The 22370-nt window shown below is 69.1% G+C and carries 20 protein-coding genes and 1 pseudogene; 11 read left to right on the top strand and 10 right to left on the bottom strand.

Translation table 11 applies throughout. From position 1 onward, the window contains the following. Position 1: 1 nt before the first annotated feature. Positions 2-1489, bottom strand: coding sequence for an FAD-dependent monooxygenase (locus ABCR83_RS28155; RefSeq protein WP_462698031.1), 1488 nt, complete (start codon positions 1487-1489; stop codon positions 2-4). Between the two features lie 327 nt (positions 1490-1816). After that, positions 1817-3020: pseudogene (locus ABCR83_RS28150) on the bottom strand (RNA-guided endonuclease InsQ/TnpB family protein); the annotation flags it as partial. A 184-nt stretch (positions 3021-3204) separates the two neighbouring features. Between ABCR83_RS28150 and ABCR83_RS28145 the strand changes: the two are divergent. Next, positions 3205-4059, top strand: coding sequence for a hypothetical protein (locus ABCR83_RS28145; RefSeq protein ID WP_462698030.1), 855 nt, complete (start codon positions 3205-3207; stop codon positions 4057-4059). Positions 4060-4215: 156 nt separating this feature from the next. Here the strand turns inward: ABCR83_RS28145 and ABCR83_RS28140 are convergent, their stop codons facing one another. Further along, the gene (locus ABCR83_RS28140) at positions 4216-4899 is read right to left on the bottom strand and encodes a response regulator transcription factor (protein WP_462698029.1); all 684 of its coding nucleotides are present in this window, start codon (positions 4897-4899) and stop codon (positions 4216-4218) included. A 468-nt stretch (positions 4900-5367) separates the two neighbouring features. Between ABCR83_RS28140 and ABCR83_RS28135 the strand changes: the two genes are divergently transcribed. Continuing rightward, positions 5368-6057: a ScbR family autoregulator-binding transcription factor gene (locus ABCR83_RS28135; RefSeq protein ID WP_462698028.1), complete on the top strand. Its 690-nt coding sequence runs from the start codon at positions 5368-5370 to the stop codon at positions 6055-6057. Positions 6058-6154: 97 nt separating this feature from the next. On the opposite strand, the gene ABCR83_RS28130 is transcribed toward ABCR83_RS28135, so the two are convergent. From ABCR83_RS28130 to ABCR83_RS28120, 3 genes are all read right to left on the bottom strand, one after another. Continuing rightward, positions 6155-6865, bottom strand: a complete 711-nt coding sequence (locus tag ABCR83_RS28130) for a ScbR family autoregulator-binding transcription factor (RefSeq protein WP_462698027.1) — start codon at positions 6863-6865, stop codon at positions 6155-6157. A 141-nt stretch (positions 6866-7006) separates the two neighbouring features. Next, positions 7007-7789 carry an SDR family NAD(P)-dependent oxidoreductase gene (locus ABCR83_RS28125; protein ID WP_462698026.1) on the bottom strand — a complete coding sequence of 261 codons (783 nt, stop codon included), beginning with the start codon at positions 7787-7789 and terminating at the stop codon, positions 7007-7009. Next, positions 7782-8540, bottom strand: a complete 759-nt coding sequence (locus tag ABCR83_RS28120; protein WP_462698025.1) for an HAD family phosphatase — start codon at positions 8538-8540, stop codon at positions 7782-7784. The genes ABCR83_RS28125 and ABCR83_RS28120 overlap by 8 nt, the downstream gene beginning before the upstream one ends. Positions 8541-8834: 294 nt before the next feature. On the opposite strand from ABCR83_RS28120, the gene ABCR83_RS28115 reads away from it, so the two are divergent. Both ABCR83_RS28115 and ABCR83_RS28110 read left to right on the top strand, forming a co-directional pair. Next, the gene (locus tag ABCR83_RS28115; RefSeq protein ID WP_462698024.1) at positions 8835-9782 is read left to right on the top strand and encodes a ScbA/BarX family gamma-butyrolactone biosynthesis protein; all 948 of its coding nucleotides are present in this window, start codon (positions 8835-8837) and stop codon (positions 9780-9782) included. A 459-nt stretch (positions 9783-10241) separates the two neighbouring features. Further along, a complete protein-coding gene (locus ABCR83_RS28110) occupies positions 10242-11309 on the top strand; it encodes an alpha/beta hydrolase (RefSeq protein ID WP_462698023.1) in 1068 nt (355 codons plus the stop codon). Positions 11310-11328: 19 nt separating this feature from the next. Here the strand turns inward: ABCR83_RS28110 and ABCR83_RS28105 are convergent, their stop codons facing one another. Then, the gene (locus ABCR83_RS28105; RefSeq protein ID WP_462698022.1) at positions 11329-12540 is read right to left on the bottom strand and encodes an alpha/beta hydrolase; all 1212 of its coding nucleotides are present in this window, start codon (positions 12538-12540) and stop codon (positions 11329-11331) included. A 286-nt stretch (positions 12541-12826) separates the two neighbouring features. On the opposite strand from ABCR83_RS28105, the gene ABCR83_RS28100 reads away from it, so the two are divergent. Then, complete coding sequence (locus ABCR83_RS28100; protein ID WP_462698021.1) at positions 12827-14179, top strand: carotenoid oxygenase family protein; 1353 nt, start codon at positions 12827-12829, stop codon at positions 14177-14179. Positions 14180-14323: 144 nt separating this feature from the next. Continuing rightward, positions 14324-15355: a vWA domain-containing protein gene (locus ABCR83_RS28095; RefSeq protein WP_462698020.1), complete on the top strand. Its 1032-nt coding sequence runs from the start codon at positions 14324-14326 to the stop codon at positions 15353-15355. Here ABCR83_RS28095 and ABCR83_RS28090 read toward each other — a convergent pair. The 3 genes from ABCR83_RS28090 to ABCR83_RS28080 all read right to left on the bottom strand — a co-directional run bounded on the left by ABCR83_RS28090 (position 15321) and on the right by ABCR83_RS28080 (position 17762). Further along, positions 15321-16373 carry a sensor histidine kinase gene (locus ABCR83_RS28090; protein ID WP_462698019.1) on the bottom strand — a complete coding sequence of 351 codons (1053 nt, stop codon included), beginning with the start codon at positions 16371-16373 and terminating at the stop codon, positions 15321-15323. The genes ABCR83_RS28095 and ABCR83_RS28090 overlap by 35 nt on opposite strands. Further along, on the bottom strand, positions 16370-17023 hold the full coding sequence (locus ABCR83_RS28085) for a response regulator transcription factor (protein ID WP_462698018.1): 654 nt from the start codon (positions 17021-17023) through the stop codon (positions 16370-16372). Before ABCR83_RS28085 ends, ABCR83_RS28090 begins: the two co-directional genes overlap by 4 nt. Positions 17024-17183: 160 nt before the next feature. Continuing rightward, positions 17184-17762 carry a Uma2 family endonuclease gene (locus tag ABCR83_RS28080; RefSeq protein ID WP_462698017.1) on the bottom strand — a complete coding sequence of 193 codons (579 nt, stop codon included), beginning with the start codon at positions 17760-17762 and terminating at the stop codon, positions 17184-17186. 810 nt (positions 17763-18572) lie between these two features. Here ABCR83_RS28080 and ABCR83_RS28075 point away from each other — a divergent pair. The 5 genes from ABCR83_RS28075 (at position 18573) to ABCR83_RS28055 (ending at position 22283) form a co-directional block, all read left to right on the top strand. Then, a complete protein-coding gene (locus ABCR83_RS28075; protein WP_462698016.1) occupies positions 18573-19283 on the top strand; it encodes an NADPH-dependent F420 reductase in 711 nt (236 codons plus the stop codon). A 160-nt stretch (positions 19284-19443) separates the two neighbouring features. After that, a complete protein-coding gene (locus ABCR83_RS28070) occupies positions 19444-19695 on the top strand; it encodes a hypothetical protein (RefSeq protein WP_462698015.1) in 252 nt (83 codons plus the stop codon). Further along, positions 19692-19940 (top strand): DUF7848 domain-containing protein, encoded by a 249-nt coding sequence (locus ABCR83_RS28065; RefSeq protein WP_462698014.1) that lies wholly within the window; start codon positions 19692-19694, stop codon positions 19938-19940. The genes ABCR83_RS28070 and ABCR83_RS28065 overlap by 4 nt, the downstream gene beginning before the upstream one ends. A gap of 94 nt (positions 19941-20034) precedes the next feature. Beyond that, on the top strand, positions 20035-21747 hold the full coding sequence (gene metG / locus ABCR83_RS28060) for a methionine--tRNA ligase (protein ID WP_462698013.1): 1713 nt from the start codon (positions 20035-20037) through the stop codon (positions 21745-21747). Positions 21748-21935: 188 nt separating this feature from the next. Beyond that, positions 21936-22283, top strand: coding sequence for a DNA-binding response regulator (locus ABCR83_RS28055; RefSeq protein WP_462698012.1), 348 nt, complete (start codon positions 21936-21938; stop codon positions 22281-22283). Positions 22284-22370 lie beyond the last annotated feature (87 nt).

The raw sequence follows: 22370 nt of genomic DNA, 5'->3' as shown, positions 1-22370 counted from the left end.
GTCACTTCTCTCCATTTCGGGGGTTGCCGAACCAGCGCCGCAGGGCCGTGGACAGCTCGTCCGCCGTGCCGGGCGCAGTCCAGGCGACGTACCCGTCGGGACGGATCAGCACGGCCGAGGTGCCGCCGAGGACGCCCTCGGGGCCGGTGCCGAGCGGGGTGCCGGTCACCACGTCCACGCGGTCCGACCAGTCGGCGGCGGTCGCGTGCAGTGCCGCGTCGCCGGTGAAGTCCAGGAGGAGGCCACGGGCCTCGTGCAGCAGCTCGGTGCTGCTGGTCTTGGTGTCGCCGTCGGTGACCAGCTCGAGCCGCGGCATCCGGCGGCCGAGCAGCGGATGGGTGCCCTCGGCCACGGCGTAGCGGATCTCCAACCCGCTGACCATGCCCACCAGATGGCGGCTGACGTCCTCGTAGCGGATGAGCTCGGCGAGCACATCGCGCAGCGGCTGCACCTCGTCGCCGCTGAGGAACAGCAGGCCCTGGGCGCGGGTGTTCATCAGCAGCCGGGCGCCCACCGGGTGGCGCTCGCCGTGGTACGTGTCCAGCAGTTCGAGCCCGGCCCGGCCCCGGACCACGGCGGCCAGCTTCCAGCCGAGGTTGGCCGCGTCCTGAATGCTGGTGTTCATGCCCTGGCCGCCGGCCGGCAGATGGATGTGCGCGGCGTCGCCGGCCAGGATGACCCGGCCCTTGCGGTACTCGGTCACCTGCCGGGTGGCGTCGCCAAAGGCGCTCACCCACACCGGGGTGCCATGGCTGATGTCCTGCCCGGTCAACCGCTGCCAGGCGGCGGCCACTTCCTCGAAGGTCGGCGCCTCGGTGCGGCGCTGCGGCGGGGTGCCGCGCTCACAGACCACAATGCGGTCGATGCCGTCGCCCAGCGCGCCGGCCATCACCATGCCGCCGGGCACGCTCTCGCCGATCGGCCGCGGTTTGATCTCACAGCCGCGCACATCGGCAAGGAACATCTCCATGCTGGAGGCCGTGCCGGGAAAGTCGAATCCGGCCAGTTTCCGTACGGCGCTGCGGCCGCCGTCACAGCCCACCAGATAATCGGCGGTAAGCGTCCGCTCGGTGCCATCCGCATCCGTGACGGTGGCCACGACGGCATCGCCGGTGTCTTCCAGACCGGTCAGTGTCCAGCCCCGCCGGATATCGGCGCCGACATCCAGCGCCCACTGGCCCAGCATTTCCTCGGTACGGGCCTGGGGCACTCCCTTCGCACCGAAGTGGGCACCCTCAAGAATTCCAAAATCAACCGGCAGACCGCCGAAATGGCCGAGATTACTTGTCTCGATCTCGCCGAACCGGGAGAGCAGTCCGCGCTGATCGAAAACCTCCATGGTCCGTGCGGTGAAGCCAAGGCCACGAGATTCCCCGGTGGGCGCAGGCAGCCGTTCGAGGACCGTGACACCGACCCCTGCGAGCCGCAATTCACCGGCGAGCATCAGCCCTGCGGGGCCGGCGCCGACGACTATCACTGAAGCGTCCATCTGCCTCTCCTCGGTAGTGGTGGGGAATTTTCGCGCCAGATCCTGCCCGAACCGGAACACAATTCATCGGACGCTAATCAATAGCTTCTTCGGCGCCGTGTGAGATCTCAAGCAGGGGCTGCTCAACCCTTCGACAACTTCACGTCAGACGAATGTCAAGTCGACAATGTTCGACAAAGTCACGTCAGGACTACGTCAATTGCCACATTCACCGGCCGGTCCGGGAATACGGTCGGGCCCCTGACAGCGCCCGCGGACAGTGGAGAGAGAAGTTGACTCCTCCCCCTCGTGAACGAGGGGGATTCCTAGCTCACGTTGCCTGACCCCCGGCGGGGGTGCAGGTCTTACACGATCAGCACCAGCCGGGTTGAAGACCAGCCCGGACCAGCATCACGCGGGCGGAGTTCTTGTCTCTCGGCGAGACGGCTCCGCACACGGTGCAGGTATACGTTCGTTCGGAAAGAGGTAGTGCGTGCTTGGTTCTCGCTCCGCACTGCGCACAGTCCATCGTGGTGTGCGCGGGGTGTACCAGGTGCACGGCACGGCCGTGCTTGCGGCCCATCTCGACCAGGGCCTTCTTCGTCGCACCGATCGCCGCGTCAGCGGCCTTCCGCGCCATGGTGGTCTTCGCGAGGAACTTCGGCCGGAAGTCCTCCACCGCCAATGCGTCGTGGTCGCGCACGACCTTCTTGGCCCACTTGCGGCCGGTTTCCTGCCGCTGGGCGGCCACCTTGCGGTGCAGCTTCGCCGTCTGCCGCTTCGCTTCCCGGTAGCCCTTGGATGCGGCCTGCCCCTTCGCGGGTTTCCGCCTCGCCATCGTCCGCTGGTACCGGGCGAGCTTCTGCGCAGCCGTACGCCCGTGCTGGGCATGCGGAAGGTCATGGTCGTCGCTGGTGGTGGTCGCGGTCTCCTTCACACCCCAATCGATGCCGATCACACGGCCGGTAGCGGGAAGCTGTTCGGTCACGGCCGGGACGACGAAGGACGCCCACCAGTGACCCACCGCATCCCGGTATACGCGCACCGACGAGGGTGCCTTGGGCAGTTCCCGCGACCACACCGGCCGTGCCAGGATCCCGCCCGCCAGATGCAGATGGCCGTCCTTGAGACGGAAGCCGCGCTTGGTGTATTCGAGGGTGGGCAGCGCCTCGCGCTTCTTCTTGTACTTCGGCATCCCGGCACGCTGCCGCATCGGCAACCCGGCCTTGATGTCCTTGAGGGCCTTGGCACGGGACTTGCCGAAGTCACGTATCAACTGTTGCTGCGGAACGCAGGCGCCTTCCCGCAGCCACGGCGTACGGGCGCGGGCCTCCGTCAGCATCGCCGCGAGCTGCACCGGACCGCACGTGATCTTCTCCCCGGTCGCCCGGTTGTGCCGGTGGACGGCCTTGGACTTGGCGACGCACTCATTCCAGACCCACCGCGCACGGTCCCACTCGGCTTCGAGCGACCGCCGCGCCGTGGACGACAGGCGCAGACGGTAGGTGTACCGGCAATGACCGGTCGCCTCCGTGGTCGCTTCTGTCGTCATGCATCCGAACCTACCTGGGAGGACTGACAGTTGAGCCCGATTGCTCTGCGTAGTGTTCCTCACCAGCGGTTTTGGTGTACGCCGTGCCGCTCTGGCGGCGAATCGGCTGTCCCTGCCCCGCTCACGCGGGAGCTTCGTTTCCTCTCCCGGCTGAAGCCGGGGGTATCCACGAAGGAAAACCCTGATGAACGCACCCACCCGCACCGGGAGCCGCACCGCCACCGCGCTCTGCCCGGGGGCGGGCTGCCGTCGGCGCGAGACCACCGGGCAGGGCCGCCGCCCCTCGTCCGTCCGCCAGCGGCTCTGCCCGGTCTGCCGCGACGACCTGGCCGCGGACCTCGCCGCCCTGCCCGTGCTGCACGCCGAGTGCGGCCGCCTGCTGGGCGGCAGCGACCAGCCGCGCGACAAGACCTCCGGCGGGCCGCTGCCGGGCATGCCGTTCAACGCGGCGGCGGCGGAGGCACGGGCGGCGATCCTCGGTGTGCTCGGCTCCTGGAGCGGGCTGGTGGCCGCCGAGCGGCGGATCACCCCGCCCCGCCGCTCGCCCGACACCCTGGCGGCCTTCCTCCACCGGCACACCCACTGGCTCGCCGCACACCCCGCGGCGGGCGAAGTGAGCGCCGAGATCGCCAGGTTGGCGCGCACCGCCCGCCGGGTGGCCCATCCCTCGCCGCTGCGCAAGGTGCCGGTGGGCGACTGCGTGGAAGCAGACTGCACGGGCCGGCTCACCGCCTATGTGCGCCCGCAGAGCCCCGAGCAGCCCGCGGAGATCACTTGTGACGCCGATTCCGGGCACCGCTGGCTGGGCCATGAATGGACCCGGCTGCGCCGCCGGATGAGCACCGGGGCCCAAGGTGCGGCTCCGCCGGGTGGCGCGGCGCAGTGGCTGAGCGCGGCGGACATCGCCCGGCTGTGGCGGGTGGCGCCGGGCAGCGTCTACCGGCACGCCAGCGAACGGGGCTGGCGGCGGCGGAGCAGCGGCGGGCGGACGTACTACCACGAGGGGGATGTGCGGCAGACGCTGAGCGGACGGGCGTAGCGACGCCGGGCGGGCCGGAGGCTCCGGCCCGCCCGGCGGACAACGACAGCTCGGACAACGACAGTTCGGGCAAGGACAGTTCGGGCAAGGACAGCTTGGACAGAAACGGCAGGCAAGGACGGCTCGGGCGGGGGCGGCTCGGGCGGCCGGGACGGCTCAGGCGGCGACGGCCGCCAGCGGCCCGCCGTGCCCCATGCGGAAGCCGATGCCCCGTACCGTGATGATCCAGGAGCTGGCACCCAACTTGTTGCGCAGCGTGCTGACATGAGTGTCGATCGTCCGGCCGGCCCGGGACCAGTCGTCCTGCCAGACCTTGGACATCAGCTGCTTCCGGGAGACCACCTTCCCCGGCTGCGAGGCCAGCAGGTGCAGCAGGTCGAACTCCTTGCGGGTGAGCGTGACCAGCTCCTCGCAGAGCCGCACCTCACGGATCTCCGGGTCGATGCGCAGCGGGCCGTGGGTGATCGCCCGGGTCGGCGCGGGGCGGGGCCGGGAGCGGCGCATCACGGCCTCGATGCGGGCGACGAGTTCACGGAAGCCATAGGGCTTGACCATGCAGTCGTCGGAGCCCGCCTGGAGGCCCAGGACCCGGTCCAGCTCCGTGTCCCCGTCGGTGACGGCGATGATCGGGGTGTCGGATGCCTCGCGTATGCCCCGGCAGACCTCCAGGCCGTCCACGTCGGGGAGTTCGAGGTCGAGCAGCACCAGCTCGGCCTGCCGGTACTCCGCCAGGGCTTCCCTTCCGGTGCCTACGCGATAGGGCTCATAGCCGTGTCGTTTCAGACCCCGGACCAAGGACTCGGCAACAGCAGCATCATCTTCAACAACGAGTACACGCACAGCGATCTCCCAATTCCGGTTTCGCCTGAGTCGTGGAGGAGGTCGGTTCGGATGTGTGGGGGGTGTGGGGGTTGTCCGTTGGATGGATGCGGCTCGGCGAACGGCGGGAAGAGCCGCTGATGATTGCTCGAGCCGCAGACCGCGCCCCGCCTCGCGCTGCGACCAGGACAATAACAAACCGCCTCGACTGTTTGTCAACAAACGACTGGCTACACTCAGTTACAGGGCAATTGCTCAACCTTGGCTGTGATTTCCCTGGATAACAGCCCTTCACCTGCGCATACTTGACCCCTGGGGCGGGTAGACGACCATCGTCGGACGGCCCCTCACGAGGCGCACATCACTAGGGAATCGCCGGAGGCGGCACTACAATACCGACAGGTTGGTTTTAATGTTGATCGAAGGTCGTGCTCCGGACGCGGGTCGCCGCAGTCCCACGGCCCCCCTACGACACGGTCGAGGTAGCTCGTGGCAAAGCAGGAAAGGGCCGAACGCACCCGAAGCGCACTGGTGACCGCGGCTGCCGAGGTGTTCGACCAGGTCGGCTACGAACGTGCCTCGCTCAATGCGATCAGCGAGGCGGCCGGGGTGACCAAGGGCGCCCTGTCCTTCCACTTCTCCACCAAAGCCGAACTGGCCCGGGCCGTCCAGTCGTTGGCCTGTGAGACCTCGCGCACCGCACTGGGCACCCTGGAGGAGCGCGGCGGCACCCCGGCGCTGCAGATACTGATCGACATGACCCATGTGCTGGCCCATCTGCTCCAGCACCACACGGTGGTCAGGGCCGGCGTGCGGCTCTCCCGGGAGCTCGGCATCTCGCGGGACTCCGCGCACGACTGCTTTCTGACCTGGCTGGAGATCCTGGAGGGCGTCCTGCAGCGGGCGGCGGCCGACCGCAGCCTCGCCCCCGGCCCCGACGCGCGCACGGTCACGGCCCTGGCCCTGACGATGACCACGGGCACCGAACTCCTGGTGCGCTCCAGGCCCGAGGCGCCCGCGCTCTGCGAGACGGACGGCCCCCATGACGCGGCCAGCAACTGGCTGGCCGGCTTCTGGCGGCTGCTGCTGCCCGAGGTGGCCTCCACGGGCCAGCTCAAGCCCACCGGGACGCTGGGCCCGTGCCCGGTCGGCGTCCTGCTGCCGCACGGCCACACCTGACCGCCGGGAACGACCGGCGGAACCCCCGGAACATGCGAAACCCCGTACGGGCCGGGCAGCTTGGGGTCCGTACGGGGCGGGGCCGGCAGACCGGCGGTCAGACTCCGGCGGAAGCGGGCGTCAGCGGCAGCCCGGCGGGCGCCTCGCCCGCGCCGCACTTGCGCAGCCGCTCGGCCTCGGCCAGCGCGCGGGCACCGCGCCCGGGGGCCATGTCGAGCCGGGCCAGCACGGACGGCACGGCCACGCTGGGCATCACATGCTCGTACAGCACAATGGCCCGGCGCTCGAGGTCGGCCCGCCCGGTGACCGCCTGCGACATCGCGTTGATGCCCGCGTACGAGCCGACGATCAGCTCCGCGGTGTCCGAGGGCACCACATGCGGCAGCACCTCGCCGCGCTCCTTGCCCTCGGCGAGGACGCGGGTGTGCAGCTGGGTCCAACCATGGAACGGCCCGGCCCGGTTGAGGTTGGTCGAGCTGTGCTCCAGGGTGAGCCGGACGCTGCCGCGCAGCAGCGCGTCGTCCATCAGCCGGTGGGCGAAGACCATGCCCATGTCGACCAGTTGCTGCATCTTGGAGGTCATGGGAAGTTCGGGAACCAGCGGAGAGTCTGTCACCTGTGCGTCGATGACGGCCAGCGCGAGGTCCTCCTTGGAGGCGAAGTGGAAGTACAGGGCCCCCTTGGTCACTTCGGCCCGGGAAAGTATCTCGGTGATGGTGGCGGCGTCATAGCCCCGTTCGTCGAACACCACCGCGGCCGCTTCCAGGATGGCTTGGCGAGTCCTTATCGCACGGTCCTGCTTTGCCACGGTCTGCCTCCGAATCACTAGCCCGCCCATACGAGTACCGGTGGTGCGGGCCCCGCTGGCTGTTGTCTGCCGCTTGCTCCCCAGAAAATAAAACCGGCGAGTACGTATCCTAACCGGATTTCCGGCGCAACCGCACGGGCGTCACACTATTGTGAAACCTCCGTCGACCGGCAGTGTCGCACCGGTGACAAAGGGCGCCCGGTCGCTCAGCAGCCAGGCCGCGGCCTGGGCCACCTCCGCCGGCTCCGCGGTCCGCGGCTGCGGCTGCGCCTGGTGCAGCGCCTCCTCGATCCCGGGCATCGCGGCGAACCACTCCTCCACCACCTCGGTGCGCGTGGTGCCGGGGGCCAGGCAGTTCACCCGTATCCCCTGGGCCGCGTACTCCGCGGCGGCGGCCTTGGTCAGCCCGATCACCGCATGCTTGGCGGCCACATAGGGCGCGGCGACCGGGGTCGCGAACAGGCCGCCGACACTGCTGACATTGACGATGGTGCCGCCGGAGCCGGCCGCGGTCATGGCGGTGATCTCGTCCCGCAGGCAGTTCCACACCCCGCGGACGTTGACGTCCATGATGCGGTCGTACAGCTCGTCGTCCATCAGGTGCAACGGGCTGCGCCCCGCGCCCCAACCGGCGTTGTTGAAAGCGGAGTCCAGCCGTCCGTACCGCTCCACGGCCAGCGCGACGGCGACCGCGGTGTCCGCGCGCCGGGTCACATCCGTCACCGCGTACGCGGCCTCGGCGCCCGCCGCGCGCAGCTCCGCCGCCAGCGCGCGAAGCCGGTCCTCGCGCCGGGCGGCGAGCACCACCGTGGCGCCCTCGCGCGCGAACACCCGCGCGGCGGCGGCACCGATGCCACTGCTGGCCCCGGTGATGAGCACGACCTTGTCCTGCAAGAGCTTGCTTTCGGACATCTTCTCAGACATCGACGCCACCGCTGGAACGCTCCATTTCACTCACCGTGCCGGGAAGTGCACCGGAGTTCGACCATACGACGCCGGCCGCGGCCTCGTCGTCGAGAGTGCGCAACAGGGCCTCGTCAATGGCGTCCAGGGATCCGGCGATGTGCCGCACGCCCGCGCCGCGCATGAGTTCGCCCTGGTGGCCATGGGGGAAGCCGCTGGGGTGGCCGATGAAGGCGACATCCAGCTCCCGGGCGGCCTCGCCGACCCTGGCCACATCGTCGATGAAGAGCACCTGGTCGTAGCGGAGCCGGAAGACCTCGGTGGTGATCTCCTTGATGCCCGGCCGAAAGGCATCGGTGCAGACATAGCCGGGCCCGTCGAAGAGCCGGCCGTGGTCCCCCAGATGGCGCTTGAAGTGGCTCTCGTCCAGCCCGCCGTAGCAGACCGTGCGCAGCCCCAGCCCGCGCAGCCGGTGCAGGAGTTCCACGGCGCCGTCGAGCATCCGCACCGGGTCCCGCTCCAGGTGGGCCTCGCGCTCCCGGAAGTAGAGTGCGAGCGTCTCCGCCACGCTCCACCGGCCGCCCGCGGCCCGGGCCAGCGCCCGGGCGGCGGTGCGCTGGGACTGGGAGAAGATCTCGCGCTCCACCCCGGCGGTGTAGGCACCGCCGCGGCTGGTGACAAAATGGTGGATCACCGGACTGAAGGTGTCGTTGAGCATGACGCCGTCGATGTTGACGGCGGCCAGCCGCAGTTGACGCAGCCGTTCGGCCATGGATGAGCCCCCCTCGCAGCGGATACAGGTCAAGCTTGCTCAAATAAAACCGTCCGGTCTGGATCTCAGCAAGGGAGAGCTGCGTCACATGGGCGTTTCGTGCCGTCATGACGGACCAACCGGCCCGTTAGATTTCGGTGTGTTACGCGCCAGAGCCGGGTTAAGGGCGTCTATGCCACTTGAAAAGAAAACCGGTTGGTACGTATCTTTACGGCCGACGGGCCACGTTCGTCCGGCCTGTACCGCTGCACCTCGATCTGTCCAGTCAGCGACTTCAATGGGGGAGCAATGTCCATGACCCGTACCTCCGTTCAGCCGGCACCCGCCACTCCGCGGCTGACCACCACCGTGCCCCGAGAGTTCGTCCACCGCGCCGCCGTCGCCGAGGTGCTGCTGACCGGCTGGCAGCGGGTGGACGACTCGCACTTCAAGGTCTCCGCCCAATGGCCGCGCGGCCACAGCTTCTTCACCCCGGTGCACGGCACCCAGCACGACCCGATGCTGATAGCCGAGACCGTGCGGCAGATCGGCTCACTGCTCGCGCACGCCGAGTTCGGCGTCCCGCTCGGCCACCAGTTCCTGATGTGGCACCTCGACTACACGACCTCCCCGGAGCACCTCGAGGTCGGATTCACCCCGGCGGAGCTGGAGTTGGAAGTGGTCTGCTCCGACATCCAGCACCGCGGCCGGGCCTTCGCGGGCATGCGCTACGACGTCGTCATCCGCCGCGACGGCCAGGTCGCCGCCACCGGCAGCGCCGCCTTCACCTGCACCTCACCCGCCGTCTACCGCCGACTGCGCGGCGACCGGCTGGCGAGCGCCCCCACGGCGCTCGGCTCCCCGGTCTTCCCGCAGCACGTCGGCCGGGCCTCGGCCTTCGATGTGGTGCTGGCCGCCGCCGACGGCCCCGCACGGCCCGGGCGTTGGCAGCTGCGGGCCGATGTGCGGCACCCGATCCTGTTCGACCACCCGGTGGACCACATCCCGGGGATGGTGCTGCTGGAGGCCGGCCGGCAGGCGGTCAATGCGCTCGATCCCGCCACCCCCGCCACCCCGATCGCCCTCACCAGCGCCTTCCACCGCTACGCCGAGCTGAGCAGCCCCTGCTGGATCGAGGCCGAGCGGGGCAAGCCGGACGCCACCGGGGCGTTTGTCACCCGGGTCACCGGCCGCCAGGACGACGAGCTGCTGTTCTCCTGCGCCATCACCTCGGTGTGCCTGCAGGTGTCGCCGTTCAACTGACGCCGCCCGGCGGCGAATCGGCAGACGAATCGCGGCCGTCAGGGCCTCCCGCCCGCGGCCGCGTCGTGTCCTTTGTCGCTATGCGCCGTTCCGGTTAGGGCTGAATATTGCCGATCAGGTAGCAGACAATCGCGATCACAATGAGAGTGAGAACGACAACTGTCTTTCTATCCTTGCGCGACATGGACTCCATCACGCCTCCCAGACGACCATCCGATGGCTCGGACTGCCCTGGCCAGGAAACTACCCGTGTTCAGGTGGCGACACTATGGATCGATCGAAAGTCTGAGGTTGACTTGAGGTTGATTGCACTGTGGCAATGAAACAGGCGGATTTGACCACTTGACGGCCCATCCGGGTTCTCGTCCTGCAATACCCCCAACACCTCCGCTCTCTCTCGTTATGGTCGGCCGTGCCGTCCGCCGCCGGACCGCCGAACCATAGGGAGCGCACAGCGGGATGACTCTCAGCCTCACCGGCACCGCGTTCTTCGCCCTGCTCATCGCGGTAACCGTGCTGGCCGTACTGGCCACCCTGCTGCTCTGGGCGAGGATCCCGGGTCCGCACCCGGTCCGCTGGCTGACCCGGATCCTGCTGATCGGGCTCTGCCAGGCGACCGCCATCTGTGTGGTCGCCGTGTGGATCAACACCAGTTACGGGCTCTACGCCTCCTGGGACGATCTGCTGGGCAAGACCGGCGGCACCGGCCCGGTGTCGATGCCCGGCCCACCGGTGCAGCGCGCCAAGTTCACCCGGGCCGACAACGGCCTGCAGGAGACCTACTTCCACGGCTCCCGCTCGGCGCTCTCCGGCCAGGTCATGGTCTGGACCCCGCCGCAGTACGACGACCCCAGGTACCGGCACACCCCGTTCCCGGTCGTGGTCCTGCTGCACGGCGTGCCCGGCTCGCCCCAGTCCTGGATGGAACAGGGCAAGATGCCCGGCGCCTACCGCAGGCTGCTGCGGGAGGGCACCACCCGCCCGTTCATCCTCGCCGTGCCGATCATCAACCCCGGCGGCGTCGACACCGGCTGCTCCGACATCCGCGGCCGCAAGGTCGCCACCTGGCTGGCCTCGGACGTACCGGAACTCGTCCGGCACCACTTCCGTACCGCCGCCGAGCCCAAGTACTGGGGACTGCTGGGCATTTCCACCGGCGGCTTCTGCGCAGCGAAGCTCCCGTTGCAGTACCCCAGGGTCTTCGGCGCCGGCGCCGCGCTGGACCCCGATCCGCTCAATGGCGACGGCGGCGCGATCACCGACCAGGAGCTGCGCAGGCACAACAGCCCCAGCTGGCTGGTCGGACACACCAAGGCGGAGGTGTCGATCTTCCTCGCCACCTCCCGGCAGGACCGGGACAGCCCGCCCCGGTACATCGAGGACTTCCAGCGGGAGTCCGCGGGCAGCCAGGTGCGGCTGAAGACCATGCTCCTCGACCGGGGCGGGCACAACTACCGCACCTGGGTCACCCTCTACCCGGCCGCGTTCGCCTGGCTGGGCGAGCAACTGGCAGGCGGCCCGACCTAGACCTGGCGCCGCCCCGGACTCAGCCCGTCTTCTTGTTGTCCTTCTTGTTGTTGTCCTGCACATCCTGCGGGAAGGTCAGCTTGCCGCTCATCCACTCCATCGCCGGGCCGATTTCGCGGCGCCAGGTGGTGAAGTGATGGCTGCCCTCGGGCAGGATGAGCTGGGCGGCCTTCATCGGGTCCTTGACGGCCTTGAGGAATTTCTCCGTCTCGCCGAAGTTCTTCTCGCCCTTCTTGCTGGAGGTGACCAGCACCGAGACATCGGGCACCGGCATGTTCTCCAGGCGCCAGATGAGGTCGTGCTCACGCTTGCGCTGCTTGCCCTCATCACCGTGCCCGAAGAGATTGCCGGTGGTCAGGTCATTGCCGAGCTTGTAGTCACCGGAGAGGGCGGCGGCCACCGGGTAGACCTTCGGTGCACGCATGGTGAGCTCCAGGGAGCAGGTCCCACCGGAGGAATAGCCCATCACCCCCCATGCCGTGGCGTCATGACCCACCCGGTAGGTGCTCCGCAGCGCCTCGGGCAGGTCCTTGGTGAAGAAGCTCTCGGCCTGCGGCCCGCCCGGCACGTCCACGCACTCGGTGTCCCGCGGCGGCGCGATGGTCGGCGCGACCATCACGATCACGGTCGGCTGCATCTTCTTCTCCCCCAGCAGCCTGGTCGCCGTCTGCGGCACCTCGAGGTGCTGGGCGATGCTCTTCCGGCCGCCCGGATAGCCACTGATCATCACCATCACCGGGAAGCGCGCCCGCTGGTACTGCTTCTGGAAGTACTGCGGCGGCAGATAGACATAGGCCGGGTTGGGGGCCTGCGAGACCCGGCCCACGATGCGCACCGATTCGACCTTGCCGACCTTGTCCTCCGGACCCTGCGGAAGCCCGCCCCGGCCCAGGCCCTCGTCACCGGTCGGCTGGATCATCCCGTCCTTGGACTCGTTGACCGTGGCGTACGACCCGCCACCGGTGCCGCCCACCTCGTTGATGTTGACCGGACCGTTGTCGACCCGGCCCAGCAGCTGGTTCCAGGTGCCGAAGAAACCGAGGTTGGAGTTGACCGCCAGCAGCACCGTGGCGATGATCATCAACTGGGTCAGCAGAATCGAACCCAGCCGTCCCAGCACGGCCAGTGGACCCCGCTTGGCCAGGCGCGGCCAGACCCACACCATGAGTGCCACACACAGCACGGCGGCAAAGCCCACCGTGTACACCAGTGACCTGCTGGTCAGGCCCATGTGTCTCTCACTCCCTGCCCCCGTGGTGGGTACTCATGTTCGGTCGAGCGCTGCTCACCGGTTAAGAGGCCGGAAAGGGTGGTCAGGGTTGCCCTGACCCCTTTTCTTCCCCTGCTCTTGTCCTGGTGGTGACCTGGGCTTCCCACACAGTTCCCGGCACCGAAACGGACCGGAAAAGGCCGTCGAACATCCTTCGTGGTCTGGTCGAACGCTTTCTTCCGCCGGATGGTGGTGTGCACGGCCGCGTGGAGCCGGCCGTTCGCACCGGCGGAGATGGAAGGCAGACATGTCCGAGGATCGCACCAAGGAATCCAACCCCTACCTCAGCGGTCTCTTCGCGCCCGTGCAGGAAGAGATCACCGCGATCGATCTTCCGGTCACCGGCCGTATCCCGGACACCCTGCGCGGCCGCTATCTGCGCAACGGCCCCAACCCGCTGCGAGTGGAGGACCCGGCCGCCTACGTATGGTTCGGCGGCGACGGCATGGTGCACGGCGTCCGGCTGCGCGACGGCCGCGCCGCCTGGTACCGCAACCGCTGGGTGCGCTCCGACGCGGTGGCCCGGCAGCTGGGCGAGAAGGTGCTGCACGGGCCGCGCCACCTGGACATCGACTTCGCGCCCAACACCCACATCCAGCAGTTCGCCGGGCATCTGCTCGCCCTGGTCGAGGGCGGCGCCCTGCCCTATGAACTGGACTCGGAGCTGCACACCATCGGCCCGTACGACTTCCATGGCACTCTCCCCGGCGGGTTCGCCGCGCACACCATCATCGACCCGGCCACCGGCGAGCTGCACGCCGTCGCCTACTGCCCGGCCTGGCCGTACGTCCAGTACCTGGTGGCCGGCACCGACGGCCGCATCCGCCACCGGGTGGACATCCCCGTCGAGGGGCGGCCGATGATGCACGACTTCTCGCTCACCCGGCACCACGTCCTGCTCTACGACCTGCCGGTGGTCTTCCACCCGGCCCCCCAGGGGCGCGCCCCGCTGGGCTGGGACCCCGACCGCCCCGCCCGGCTCGGAGTGCTGCCCCGCGACGGCGGCCCGGCCCAGGTGCGCTGGCTGGACATCGACCCCTGCTTCGTCTTCCACCCCATGAACGCCCATGAACGGGACGGGGTGATCACCATCCACCTCGCCCGCTACCCACGGCTCTTCGACGGCACCCGGCACGGCCTGGACAAACAGTCCGCCCATCTGGAGCGCTGGACCGTGGACCCGGCCGCCCGGACGGTGCGCCGGCGGCAGCTCGACAACCGCGCGATGGAGTTCCCGCGTACCGACGACCGCCGCCTGACCCTGGCGCACCGCTTCGGCTACGCCGTGCACGAGCCGGTGGGCGAGGACCGGATCGGCATGGGCATCGGGCTGCTCAAGTACGACCTGGAACGCGAAACCAGCGAGGAGTTCGCCGTCCCGCCCGGCGGCGACATCGGCGAGGGCGTGTTCGTACCCACCGCGCCCGGGGCCGCCGAGGACGACGGCTGGGTGCTGGCCTATGCCTATGACCCGCAGCGCGACGCCACCGACCTGGTGGTGCTCGCGGCCCAGGACTTCGCGGCCGGGCCGGTGGCCCGCGTCCATCTGCCGGTGCGAGTGCCGCTGGGCGCCCACGGCAACTGGATCCCCGATCTGTGATCTGTGATCTGTGATCTGTGAGTCTCCGATGGCTTCGTGTAACACGTAATCCTGGGGGCATGCGCCTGACAGAGCGTTAGGGATAGCCTGGCCACCGCACTACGGACATTTCACCCATCAAGCAATAGACAAGGACATCTCCCCATGGGCATTCGCAGCCTGCTGCGGAACGCGTTCGGCCGGTCCAAGGAGGCCGGGCCCGACGAACCCAATCTGCCTCAGCAGAGCGCGGGACCCGACAGCGCCGCCGCCACCGCCTCCGTACCGGCCCAGCCCACCGGCGGCCGCATCCCCGACCCCGGCCCGCTCGGCCCGATCCCCACCCCCGGCCCGCCGCCCCATGAACCGGTCCCCGAGCCCGAGCCGCAGCCGACGCCGATGCCCGAGCCGGGGCCCTTCCCCGAACCGGAACCGGCCCCCGGCCCGGAACCCGAGCCCTCCCCCAGCATGGGCACCGGCGCCGCGATCAGCCTGGCGAAGGTGGAACGCTCCGCCCCCGCCCTGGTCAGCCTCTACAAGGCGGCGGGCGTATCGCTGCGCAAGCAGGGCCTCGCCGGGCAGCGCGCCGCCGTCTACCTGGTGCTCGACCGGTCCGGTTCGATGCGGGACTACTACAAAAACGGCAGCGTCCAGCACCTGGCCGAGCAGGTCCTGGGCCTCTCCGCCAACCTCGACGACGACGGCACCGTGCCCGTCGTCTTCTTCTCCACCGACATCGACGGCATCGCCGAACTCGACCTCACCAACTACTCCGGCCGCATCCAGGAGTTGCACGAGTCCTATGGCCATATGGGCCGCACCAACTACCACTTGGCCATGCGGGCCGTCATCGAGCACTACCAGGGCTCCGGCGCCACCGACCCCGCCTTTGTCGTCTTCCAGACCGACGGCGGACCGTTCAGCAGGCTCGAGGCCGAGAAGGCGCTGTGCGAGGCGGCCAAGCTGCCGATCTTCTGGCAGTTCGTGGCCTTCGGTAACCCCGGCGGCAAGGGCTTCGACTTCCTCCGCAAGCTGGAGACCCTGCCCGTACCGGAGAAGCGCGTCGTCGACAATGCCGGCTTCTTCCATGCCGGTCTCACCCCGGACACCATCGCCGACGACCAGCTCTACAAGGAGCTGATGGCCGAGTTCCCGGCCTGGCTCAACGAGGCCCGGACCGCCGGAATCGTCCGCTAAGCGGTCTCCGCTTGGCCCCGTTTCTGGGGAGCTCCACCGTCAGCCGAAGGCCGCCTCCCGTGGCATTGGGGGCGGCCTTCACCGTGCCCCCATGGGCGCGCGCGATGGACCGCACGATCGACAGCCCCAGCCCCGCGCCACCACCCAGCCGCTCCCGCCCCGCGCCCCGCCGGAACGGCTCGAACAGCGCGGGCAACTCCTCGGCCGCGACGGCCGGCCCGGTGTTGACAACGCTCAACCGCCCCTCTCCCACGGCAACTTCGACCACCCCCTGCGGATGGTTGTAACCCACCGCGTTGCGCAGCAGATTGCCGGCCAGCTGGGCCAGCAGCACCCGGTTGCCGGTCATGGGCGCGGGTGCGGTGCGTACCGAGATCCGTACGCCCTCCCGCGCCGCGCGCGGCGCGACCGCGGCGACCTCCTCCGCCACCACCTCCGCGAGGTCCACCGGCTCCCGCCGCTCCAGCCCGCGCTCGCTGTTGGCGAGTACCAGCAGCCCGTCGATCAGCCGCTCCGACTTCCGGTTGCTCTCCAACAGCACGGCCTTGGTCCGGGCCAGCTCCCCGGCGGGCGGCTGCCCTTCCAGCCCCACCTGGATCGCCGCCCGCTGGGTGGCGAGCGGGGTGCGCAGCTCATGCGAGGCATTGGCGATAAACCGCCGCTGGCTGTCCAGCGCCCCCTGCACCGGGCTGAGGAACCGCCCCGCCGTCCACCAGCCGACCCCGACCGCCAGCAGCGCGGTCGCCAGCAGCGCCCCCGCCGACCACACGATCAGCTCCTGCGAGGCGGCGGCGCTGACGTCCCCCGACACCCGGTAGACCGCCGTGGTGCTCAGCGGCTCCCCCGGCCGGGCCGCCTCCACCGGCACCGCGGTGCGCGCGATGGTCGCGGCGCGCTCCTGGGTGCCCTCCCTGGACAGCACATTCACGGTGACCAGCAGGGCCGTCCCCAGCACAAGGAAGATCGCCCCGAAGGCGGCGGCGATCCGGGTCCGCGCGGTCAGTACCGGCCGTCTCACAGCTGGTACCCCACGCCCTGCACGGTACGGATCGGCTGCGGCTCGCCCAGCTTCCCGCGCAGCTTGCTCATGGCCACCCGCACCGCCCCGGTGAACGGGTCGGCATGCGCGTCCCAGGCCCGCTCCAGCAGCTCCTCGGCCGACACCACCGCGCCGTCCGCCTCCAGCAGGATCTGCAGCAGCGAGAACTCCTTCGGCGAGAGGTCGAGCTCCCGCCCGTCCCGGCTCGCGACCCGGCGCACGGTGTCCAGGCTCAGCCCGTCCCGCTCCAGCAGCGGCGGCGAGGGCCGGGCACTGCGGCGGCGCAGCGCCCTGACGCGCGAGATCAGCTCGGGGAACTCAAACGGCTTGGGCAGGTAGTCGTCCGCGCCGAGATCCAGCCCGGCGACCCGGTCCTCCATGCTGCCCGCCGCGGTGAGCATCAGGATCCGCGTCCGTGACCCGTCGGCGACCAGGCTGCGGGCCACATCGTCCCCGTGCACCCGCGGCAGATCGCGATCGAGCACGACGACGTCATAGTCATGCAGTCCCAGGTAGGCCAGCGCGGCATCCCCGCTGTACACGGTGTCCACCGCGAACCCGGCCCGCCGCAGCCCGGTGGCGACCAGCTCGGCCAGCGTCTCCTCGTCCTCGGCGACCAGCACGCGCATCGCTCTCCGCTTCCTTTCCGCTTCCTCTCGTCCGGAGCTCGTCCGGGACTCGCCCGGAGCTTCTCCGGATATGCCCCCTTCCTTCTAGGATGCGGTGTATCAGGCGAGATGTTTCGCGGATGTCTCCGTGGGAAGCGAGCCCCGGTCGAAGCGGGACCGGTCAGTCCATGTGCTCCTTCAGCTCTTCCGTGTCGAGGGTGAACCCCACGGGGTCGGGCAACTCGACCGGTGTGCCGTACGGCCGGGTCGTCAGGGATCGGTACTCGCCGCCTTCAGGCTCGGAGTACACCGTGACCGTGCAGTTGTCGCGGTCGATGAGCAGGTAGAGCGGGACGCCCGCTTCGGCATACCCTCCGGGTTTGTCCACCCGGTCGCGCTGGTTCGTGTCCGCATCATGCGAAGTGACCTCGACCGCCATCAAGACACCATCCGGGTCAGCCCATTCTCCCTGCCCGCCGAAGTGTTTGTCGGGGGCCAGACAGCCGTCTGTACGGGCCCGGCCCTTGCGGTACTCCTCGATCTTCAGGCCTCGCTCCCCATACATCCACAAGTCAGGGCGATGCTGGATGCACTGCTTCTGGAGCCACCTGATGATCTCGTCGTGATACCCGTCCGGCACCGGCTTGACCTCGATCTTTCCGTTGATGAACTCCAGCCGTACGGTCTCGGGAGCCGTCCGGGCGATCTGCTCGAACTCTTCGACACTGATCAGGGGTCGGTCAGCGGTGCTGCGGGTCATGGCGTCGCCTCCTCCCCTCAATGGTGCCCCGACATCCGTGGGCGCGTCGTGCAGTGCGGTCATGCGTGTTCCTTTCGCGTATGGCCGCGGGCTGAGCGGAGAGCCGAGACGACTCCCTCCGCAAACCCTAGAGAGCACACACACTCCGTCGCAATTCAGCCACTAAAAGTTAACTTACCTATGGTATAGGGCAGTTGCCGCAACCCTCCGCCCGCCGGGCGGTCGACGATCCGCAGGAGCTCGGGGGCTGACGCGCAAGGGCCCGGCTGAGGTGGGCGCGGGTCGCCGAGTGGGACGACATGGCACCCACCCGACTGACCGTTTCATCTCGCGCCTCCGGCGCAAGGCGGCGGCTACGGGCGCGGAAGGGGCGGACTGAGGCCCGTTGCCGGGATTCGGCATCGGCAGGTTGCTGTTGTTGCCAGCAGCTTCTGTGGCTGGAGTATGGTCGCGGGGCCTGCCAGGTGGTGCCAGCTTCAACTGGGCTGCAAAACCTGCCGCTTCACGCCCGACACGTGGAGGGAAACCGATCGCAGTCGAAGCGGACCCGCTACCGGCAGGCGGCAACGGGCCTCGGCCCGGCCCCTTCCGCGCCCGTAGCCGCCGCCTTGCGCCGCAGGCGCGAGACGAGACAGTTGGCCGAGCGAGCGCCGTGCCGCCCCATGACGACCAGCTAAAACTCTCGCATCTAGGACGCTCACCGTCCTAAGGGGCCCTTAACGTCAAAACCGGACGAAACAACCGCCGCAGGGTAGGGATACCCCGTCCATCCTCGTCCGGTTACCGACCCCCCCCCCCAAGGAGCCCTCCATGAAGATCGCCGTTCTCGGCACCGGCGCAGGTGCCCGTTGCCATGCCGCCAAGCTCTCCGGACTCGGCCACCAGGTCGTCGTCGGTACCCGGGATCCCGGGGCCACGCTGGCCCGTACCGAGCCCGACATGATGGGCACCCCGCCCTTCCCGGTGTTCCTCGCCGAACACCCCGAGCTGACCCTGGCCACCTTCGGCGAGGCCGCCGCGGCCGGTGCGCTGGTGATCAACGGCATCGACGGGGCCAATGCGGCCCGCACCCTCGGCGGCATCGACGCGGGGGCGCTGAGCGGCAAGGTGCTCATCGACTATGCCGTCCCCTACCTCTACAACCCGGACATCCCCCACCCCTGGCCCACCCCCTGGGGCGTGATGCCGCGCCTGGACCCGGTCGACATCGACAGCCTCGGTGAACAGATCCAGCGGGCGCTGCCCGACACCAAGGTGGTCAAGGCCTTTGTGACCCAGGAGCAGGAAACGGTCGTCGATCCGGCCGAGTTCGGGGGCGGCGACCACACCATGTTCATCGCGGGCGACCACCCGGACGCCAAGCAGGCCGCCACCGAACTGCTGCGCTCCTACGGCTGGAGCGACATTCTCGACCTCGGCCCGCTGGCCGTCGCCCGGGCCATGGAGATGTACGGACATATGCATTGCGCCATCGGGATCGCCCTCGGGGGACACCGGTTCGGCATCAAGGTCGTCCGTTGACACCGAACCCATCCCCTGAGGCATCAAAGGCCCGCACGCCGGTCGGACCAACCGGATGATCGCTCCATAAGTCGATGGGACAACAAGGGAGTTGGGAGCCTACGCTCCGTATTCGGCAGATCACAGATCAGATGCCCCCGAAGTGGGCATCAGTAGGACTGTGAACGATGAATTTCCTCCGCGTGCTCAGGCCACACCGGCCGTTCCCGCCCTCGGCAGCTACGTCATCGACACCCGCACCGGTCGGCTCGGTCAGGTCATGGACACCCACGCCGGTTACGTACAGCTACGGCCGCCCCGCGGCGGCATCGAGTGGTACTGCCCGCCCGCTGCCGTCCGTCCGGCGTCCGAGGCGGATGAAACCGATGAGCACACCAAGCACACCAGGACCGAGAGCAGGTGGAGTCAGTGAGCGCTCGTAGCGTGTTCCGGTTCCGGACGTGGACGCTCCAGCCGGATCGGGAGCCGGACGCGGAGCCGGTCACCTACGCCATGCAGTGCGCGGTGTGCGGGGAGGGCTCGGAGCCCGGGGAGGACTTCTCGGCGGCCGAGAAGTGGACGTTCCGGCATGCGGGGCACAACCCCTCGCACCACACCTACCGGGAGACGGTCGTCCGGCCCTGGCGGGCCTGGATGGCCCGGCCCCAGGGGGCCTGAGCTGCCCCGTCGCCTCGGATACGCTAAAGGTGCCTGGCGTACCCAGGCACCGATCACTTTGAGCATCCACGCAGCGACCAGGGAGCAGCCGGCAATGGCTCGACACCTCATCACCAGCGCCCTTCCGTATATCAACGGGATCAAGCACCTGGGCAACATGGTGGGTTCGATGCTCCCGGCGGATGTGTACACGCGCTTCCTGCGGCAGACCGGCCGCGAGGCGCTGTACATCTGCGCCACCGATGAACACGGCACCCCGGCCGAGCTGGCCGCCAAGGAGGCGGGCCTGCCGGTCGACGCCTACTGCGCCCAGCAGCACGAGGCGCAGAAGGCGATCTACGACGGGTTCAGCCTCTCGTTCGACTACTTCGGCCGCAGCTCGTCCCCGGAGAACCGGGAGATCACCCAGCACTTCGCGCGGCGGCTGAAGGAGAACGGGTTCATCGAGGAGCGGGCCGTCCGCCAGGTGTACTCGCTCACCGACGGGCGCTTCCTCCCGGACCGCTATATCGTCGGCACCTGCCCGCACTGCGGTTACGACAAGGCGCGCGGCGATCAGTGCGAGAACTGCACCCGGGTGCTGGACCCCACGGATCTGATCGACGCCCGCTCGGCGATCAGCGGGAGCGACGACCTGGAGGTGCGGGAGACCAAGCACCTGTTCCTGCTGCAGTCGAAGCTGCAGGGCGAGGTCGAGGCCTGGATCGACGAGCAGGGTGCGGACTGGCCGGTGCTGGCGTCCTCGATCGCCCGCAAGTGGCTGACCGAGGGGCTGCACGACCGCGCGATCACCCGTGACCTGGACTGGGGCGTGCCGGTCCCGGCGGACACCTGGCCGGAACTGGCGGCCGAGGGCAAGGTCTTCTACGTCTGGTTCGACGCCCCGATCGAGTACATCGGGGCGACCAAGGAGTGGGCGGATCAGGATCCTGCAAGCCGCGACTGGAAGTCGTGGTGGTACCGGGCCGAGGACGTCCGCTATACGCAGTTCATGGCCAAGGACAACGTCCCCTTCCACACGGTGATGTTCCCGGCGACCGAGCTGGGCACCCGGGAGCCCTGGAAGAAGGTCGACTACGTCAAGGCCTTCAACTGGCTTACGTACTACGGCGGGAAGTTCTCCACCTCCCAGAAGCGCGGGATCTTCACGGACGCGGCGCTGGAGCTGCTGCCCGCCGACTACTGGCGCTACTTCCTGATGGCGAACGCCCCGGAGTCGGACGACACTTCCTTCACCTGGGAGCTGTTCTCATCCTCGGTGAACAAGGACCTCGCCGACACCCTGGGCAACTTCGTCAACCGGGTGCTGTCCTTCTCCCGCAAGCGCTTCGGTGACAGCGTCCCGGCGGGTCTGGAGGCCGGTGCCGCCGAGGCGGAGCTGGGCGAGGAGATCGCGCGGCTGCTGGCCGAGTACGAGGAGCACCTGGAGGAGCTGCAGTTCCGCAAGGCCGCGCAGACACTGCGCGCGCTGTGGAGCGCGGGCAACTCCTACCTGGAGACCAAGGCCCCCTGGCTGGAGATCAAGACCAACCCGGACGGGGCGGCGCTGACGCTGCGCACGGCCATGAACCTGATCCACCTCTACGCGATCGTCTCCGAGCCGTTCATCCCGGCCTCGGCGGCGGCGATGCGGTCGGCCTTCGAGCTGCCGGACGCCACCGCGAGCTGGGTGACGCCGGACGAGGCGCGTTCGCTGTCGTTCGTGCCGGAGGGCACGCCGTTCACGGTGCCGCCGGTGCTGTTCGCGAAGATCACGGAGGAGGACCTGGAGTCCTACCGGGAGCGGTTCGGCTCCGCCGAGGCCTGAGGCCTGAGTCCTGAGTCCTGAGTCCTGCGCCGAAGGGCCCGTAACCGTCGCGGTTGCGGGCCCTTCGGCATGTCTGTTGATCGATCGGCAATCGTTCGTTCAGCGCGGTCAGCGAGGCTGTTCCCGTTGTGTCATGGGGGAAGCGAAGGAAGATCGGACCAGTGTGGGACAAGCGAATCACGGTAAGCGTGCATGCCGCCGATGAGATCGGACGGGCCAGGATCGTCCGCCAGTTGCGGTCCTCGGACGAGATCCGGGTGGTGCGGGAGGATGCCTCCGTCGAGATCCTGCTCATGGGGCGTCGCGACCACGACGCCCGGGGCGAGCTGAGCCGCCGCGTGCGGGAGAGCTGGGCGCCCCTGGTGGTGATCGCGGAGGAGCTGGGCGAGGCGGAGCTGATGGCGATCCGGGAGTACGGCGTACGGTCCGTGCTGTGGGGCCACCGGCTGACGCCCCGGCGGCTGGCCCGGGCCGTCCACCGGGCCGCGGGGTGCTGTCCGCCGGGCCCCTTGCCGGAGTTGAGAGCCCTGGTGTGAGGACGTGGCAGGCGCGAAGGGCCCGGCACATCGGGACCCTGTTGGTTAATCCGGGCCTTGCTGTTTCGCCCCGTCGATCTTCTGGTC

The organism is Streptomyces xingningensis, assembly GCF_054957865.1.
This window is presented reverse-complemented; position numbering and strand designations above follow the sequence as displayed.

Coding starts and splice junctions, on each gene's coding strand:
- ABCR83_RS28155 (WP_462698031.1), bottom strand. CDS start 1,489: ATGGACGCTTCAGTGATAGTCGTCGGCGCCGGCCCCGCAGGGCTGATG.
- ABCR83_RS28145 (WP_462698030.1), top strand. CDS start 3,205: ATGAACGCACCCACCCGCACCGGGAGCCGCACCGCCACCGCGCTCTGC.
- ABCR83_RS28125 (WP_462698026.1), bottom strand. CDS start 7,789: ATGTCTGAGAAGATGTCCGAAAGCAAGCTCTTGCAGGACAAGGTCGTG.
- ABCR83_RS28120 (WP_462698025.1), bottom strand. CDS start 8,540: ATGGCCGAACGGCTGCGTCAACTGCGGCTGGCCGCCGTCAACATCGAC.
- ABCR83_RS28115 (WP_462698024.1), top strand. CDS start 8,835: ATGACCCGTACCTCCGTTCAGCCGGCACCCGCCACTCCGCGGCTGACC.
- ABCR83_RS28110 (WP_462698023.1), top strand. CDS start 10,242: ATGACTCTCAGCCTCACCGGCACCGCGTTCTTCGCCCTGCTCATCGCG.
- ABCR83_RS28105 (WP_462698022.1), bottom strand. CDS start 12,540: ATGGGCCTGACCAGCAGGTCACTGGTGTACACGGTGGGCTTTGCCGCC.
- ABCR83_RS28100 (WP_462698021.1), top strand. CDS start 12,827: ATGTCCGAGGATCGCACCAAGGAATCCAACCCCTACCTCAGCGGTCTC.
- ABCR83_RS28095 (WP_462698020.1), top strand. CDS start 14,324: ATGGGCATTCGCAGCCTGCTGCGGAACGCGTTCGGCCGGTCCAAGGAG.
- ABCR83_RS28085 (WP_462698018.1), bottom strand. CDS start 17,023: ATGCGCGTGCTGGTCGCCGAGGACGAGGAGACGCTGGCCGAGCTGGTC.
- ABCR83_RS28080 (WP_462698017.1), bottom strand. CDS start 17,762: ATGACCCGCAGCACCGCTGACCGACCCCTGATCAGTGTCGAAGAGTTC.
- ABCR83_RS28075 (WP_462698016.1), top strand. CDS start 18,573: ATGAAGATCGCCGTTCTCGGCACCGGCGCAGGTGCCCGTTGCCATGCC.
- metG (WP_462698013.1), top strand. CDS start 20,035: ATGGCTCGACACCTCATCACCAGCGCCCTTCCGTATATCAACGGGATC.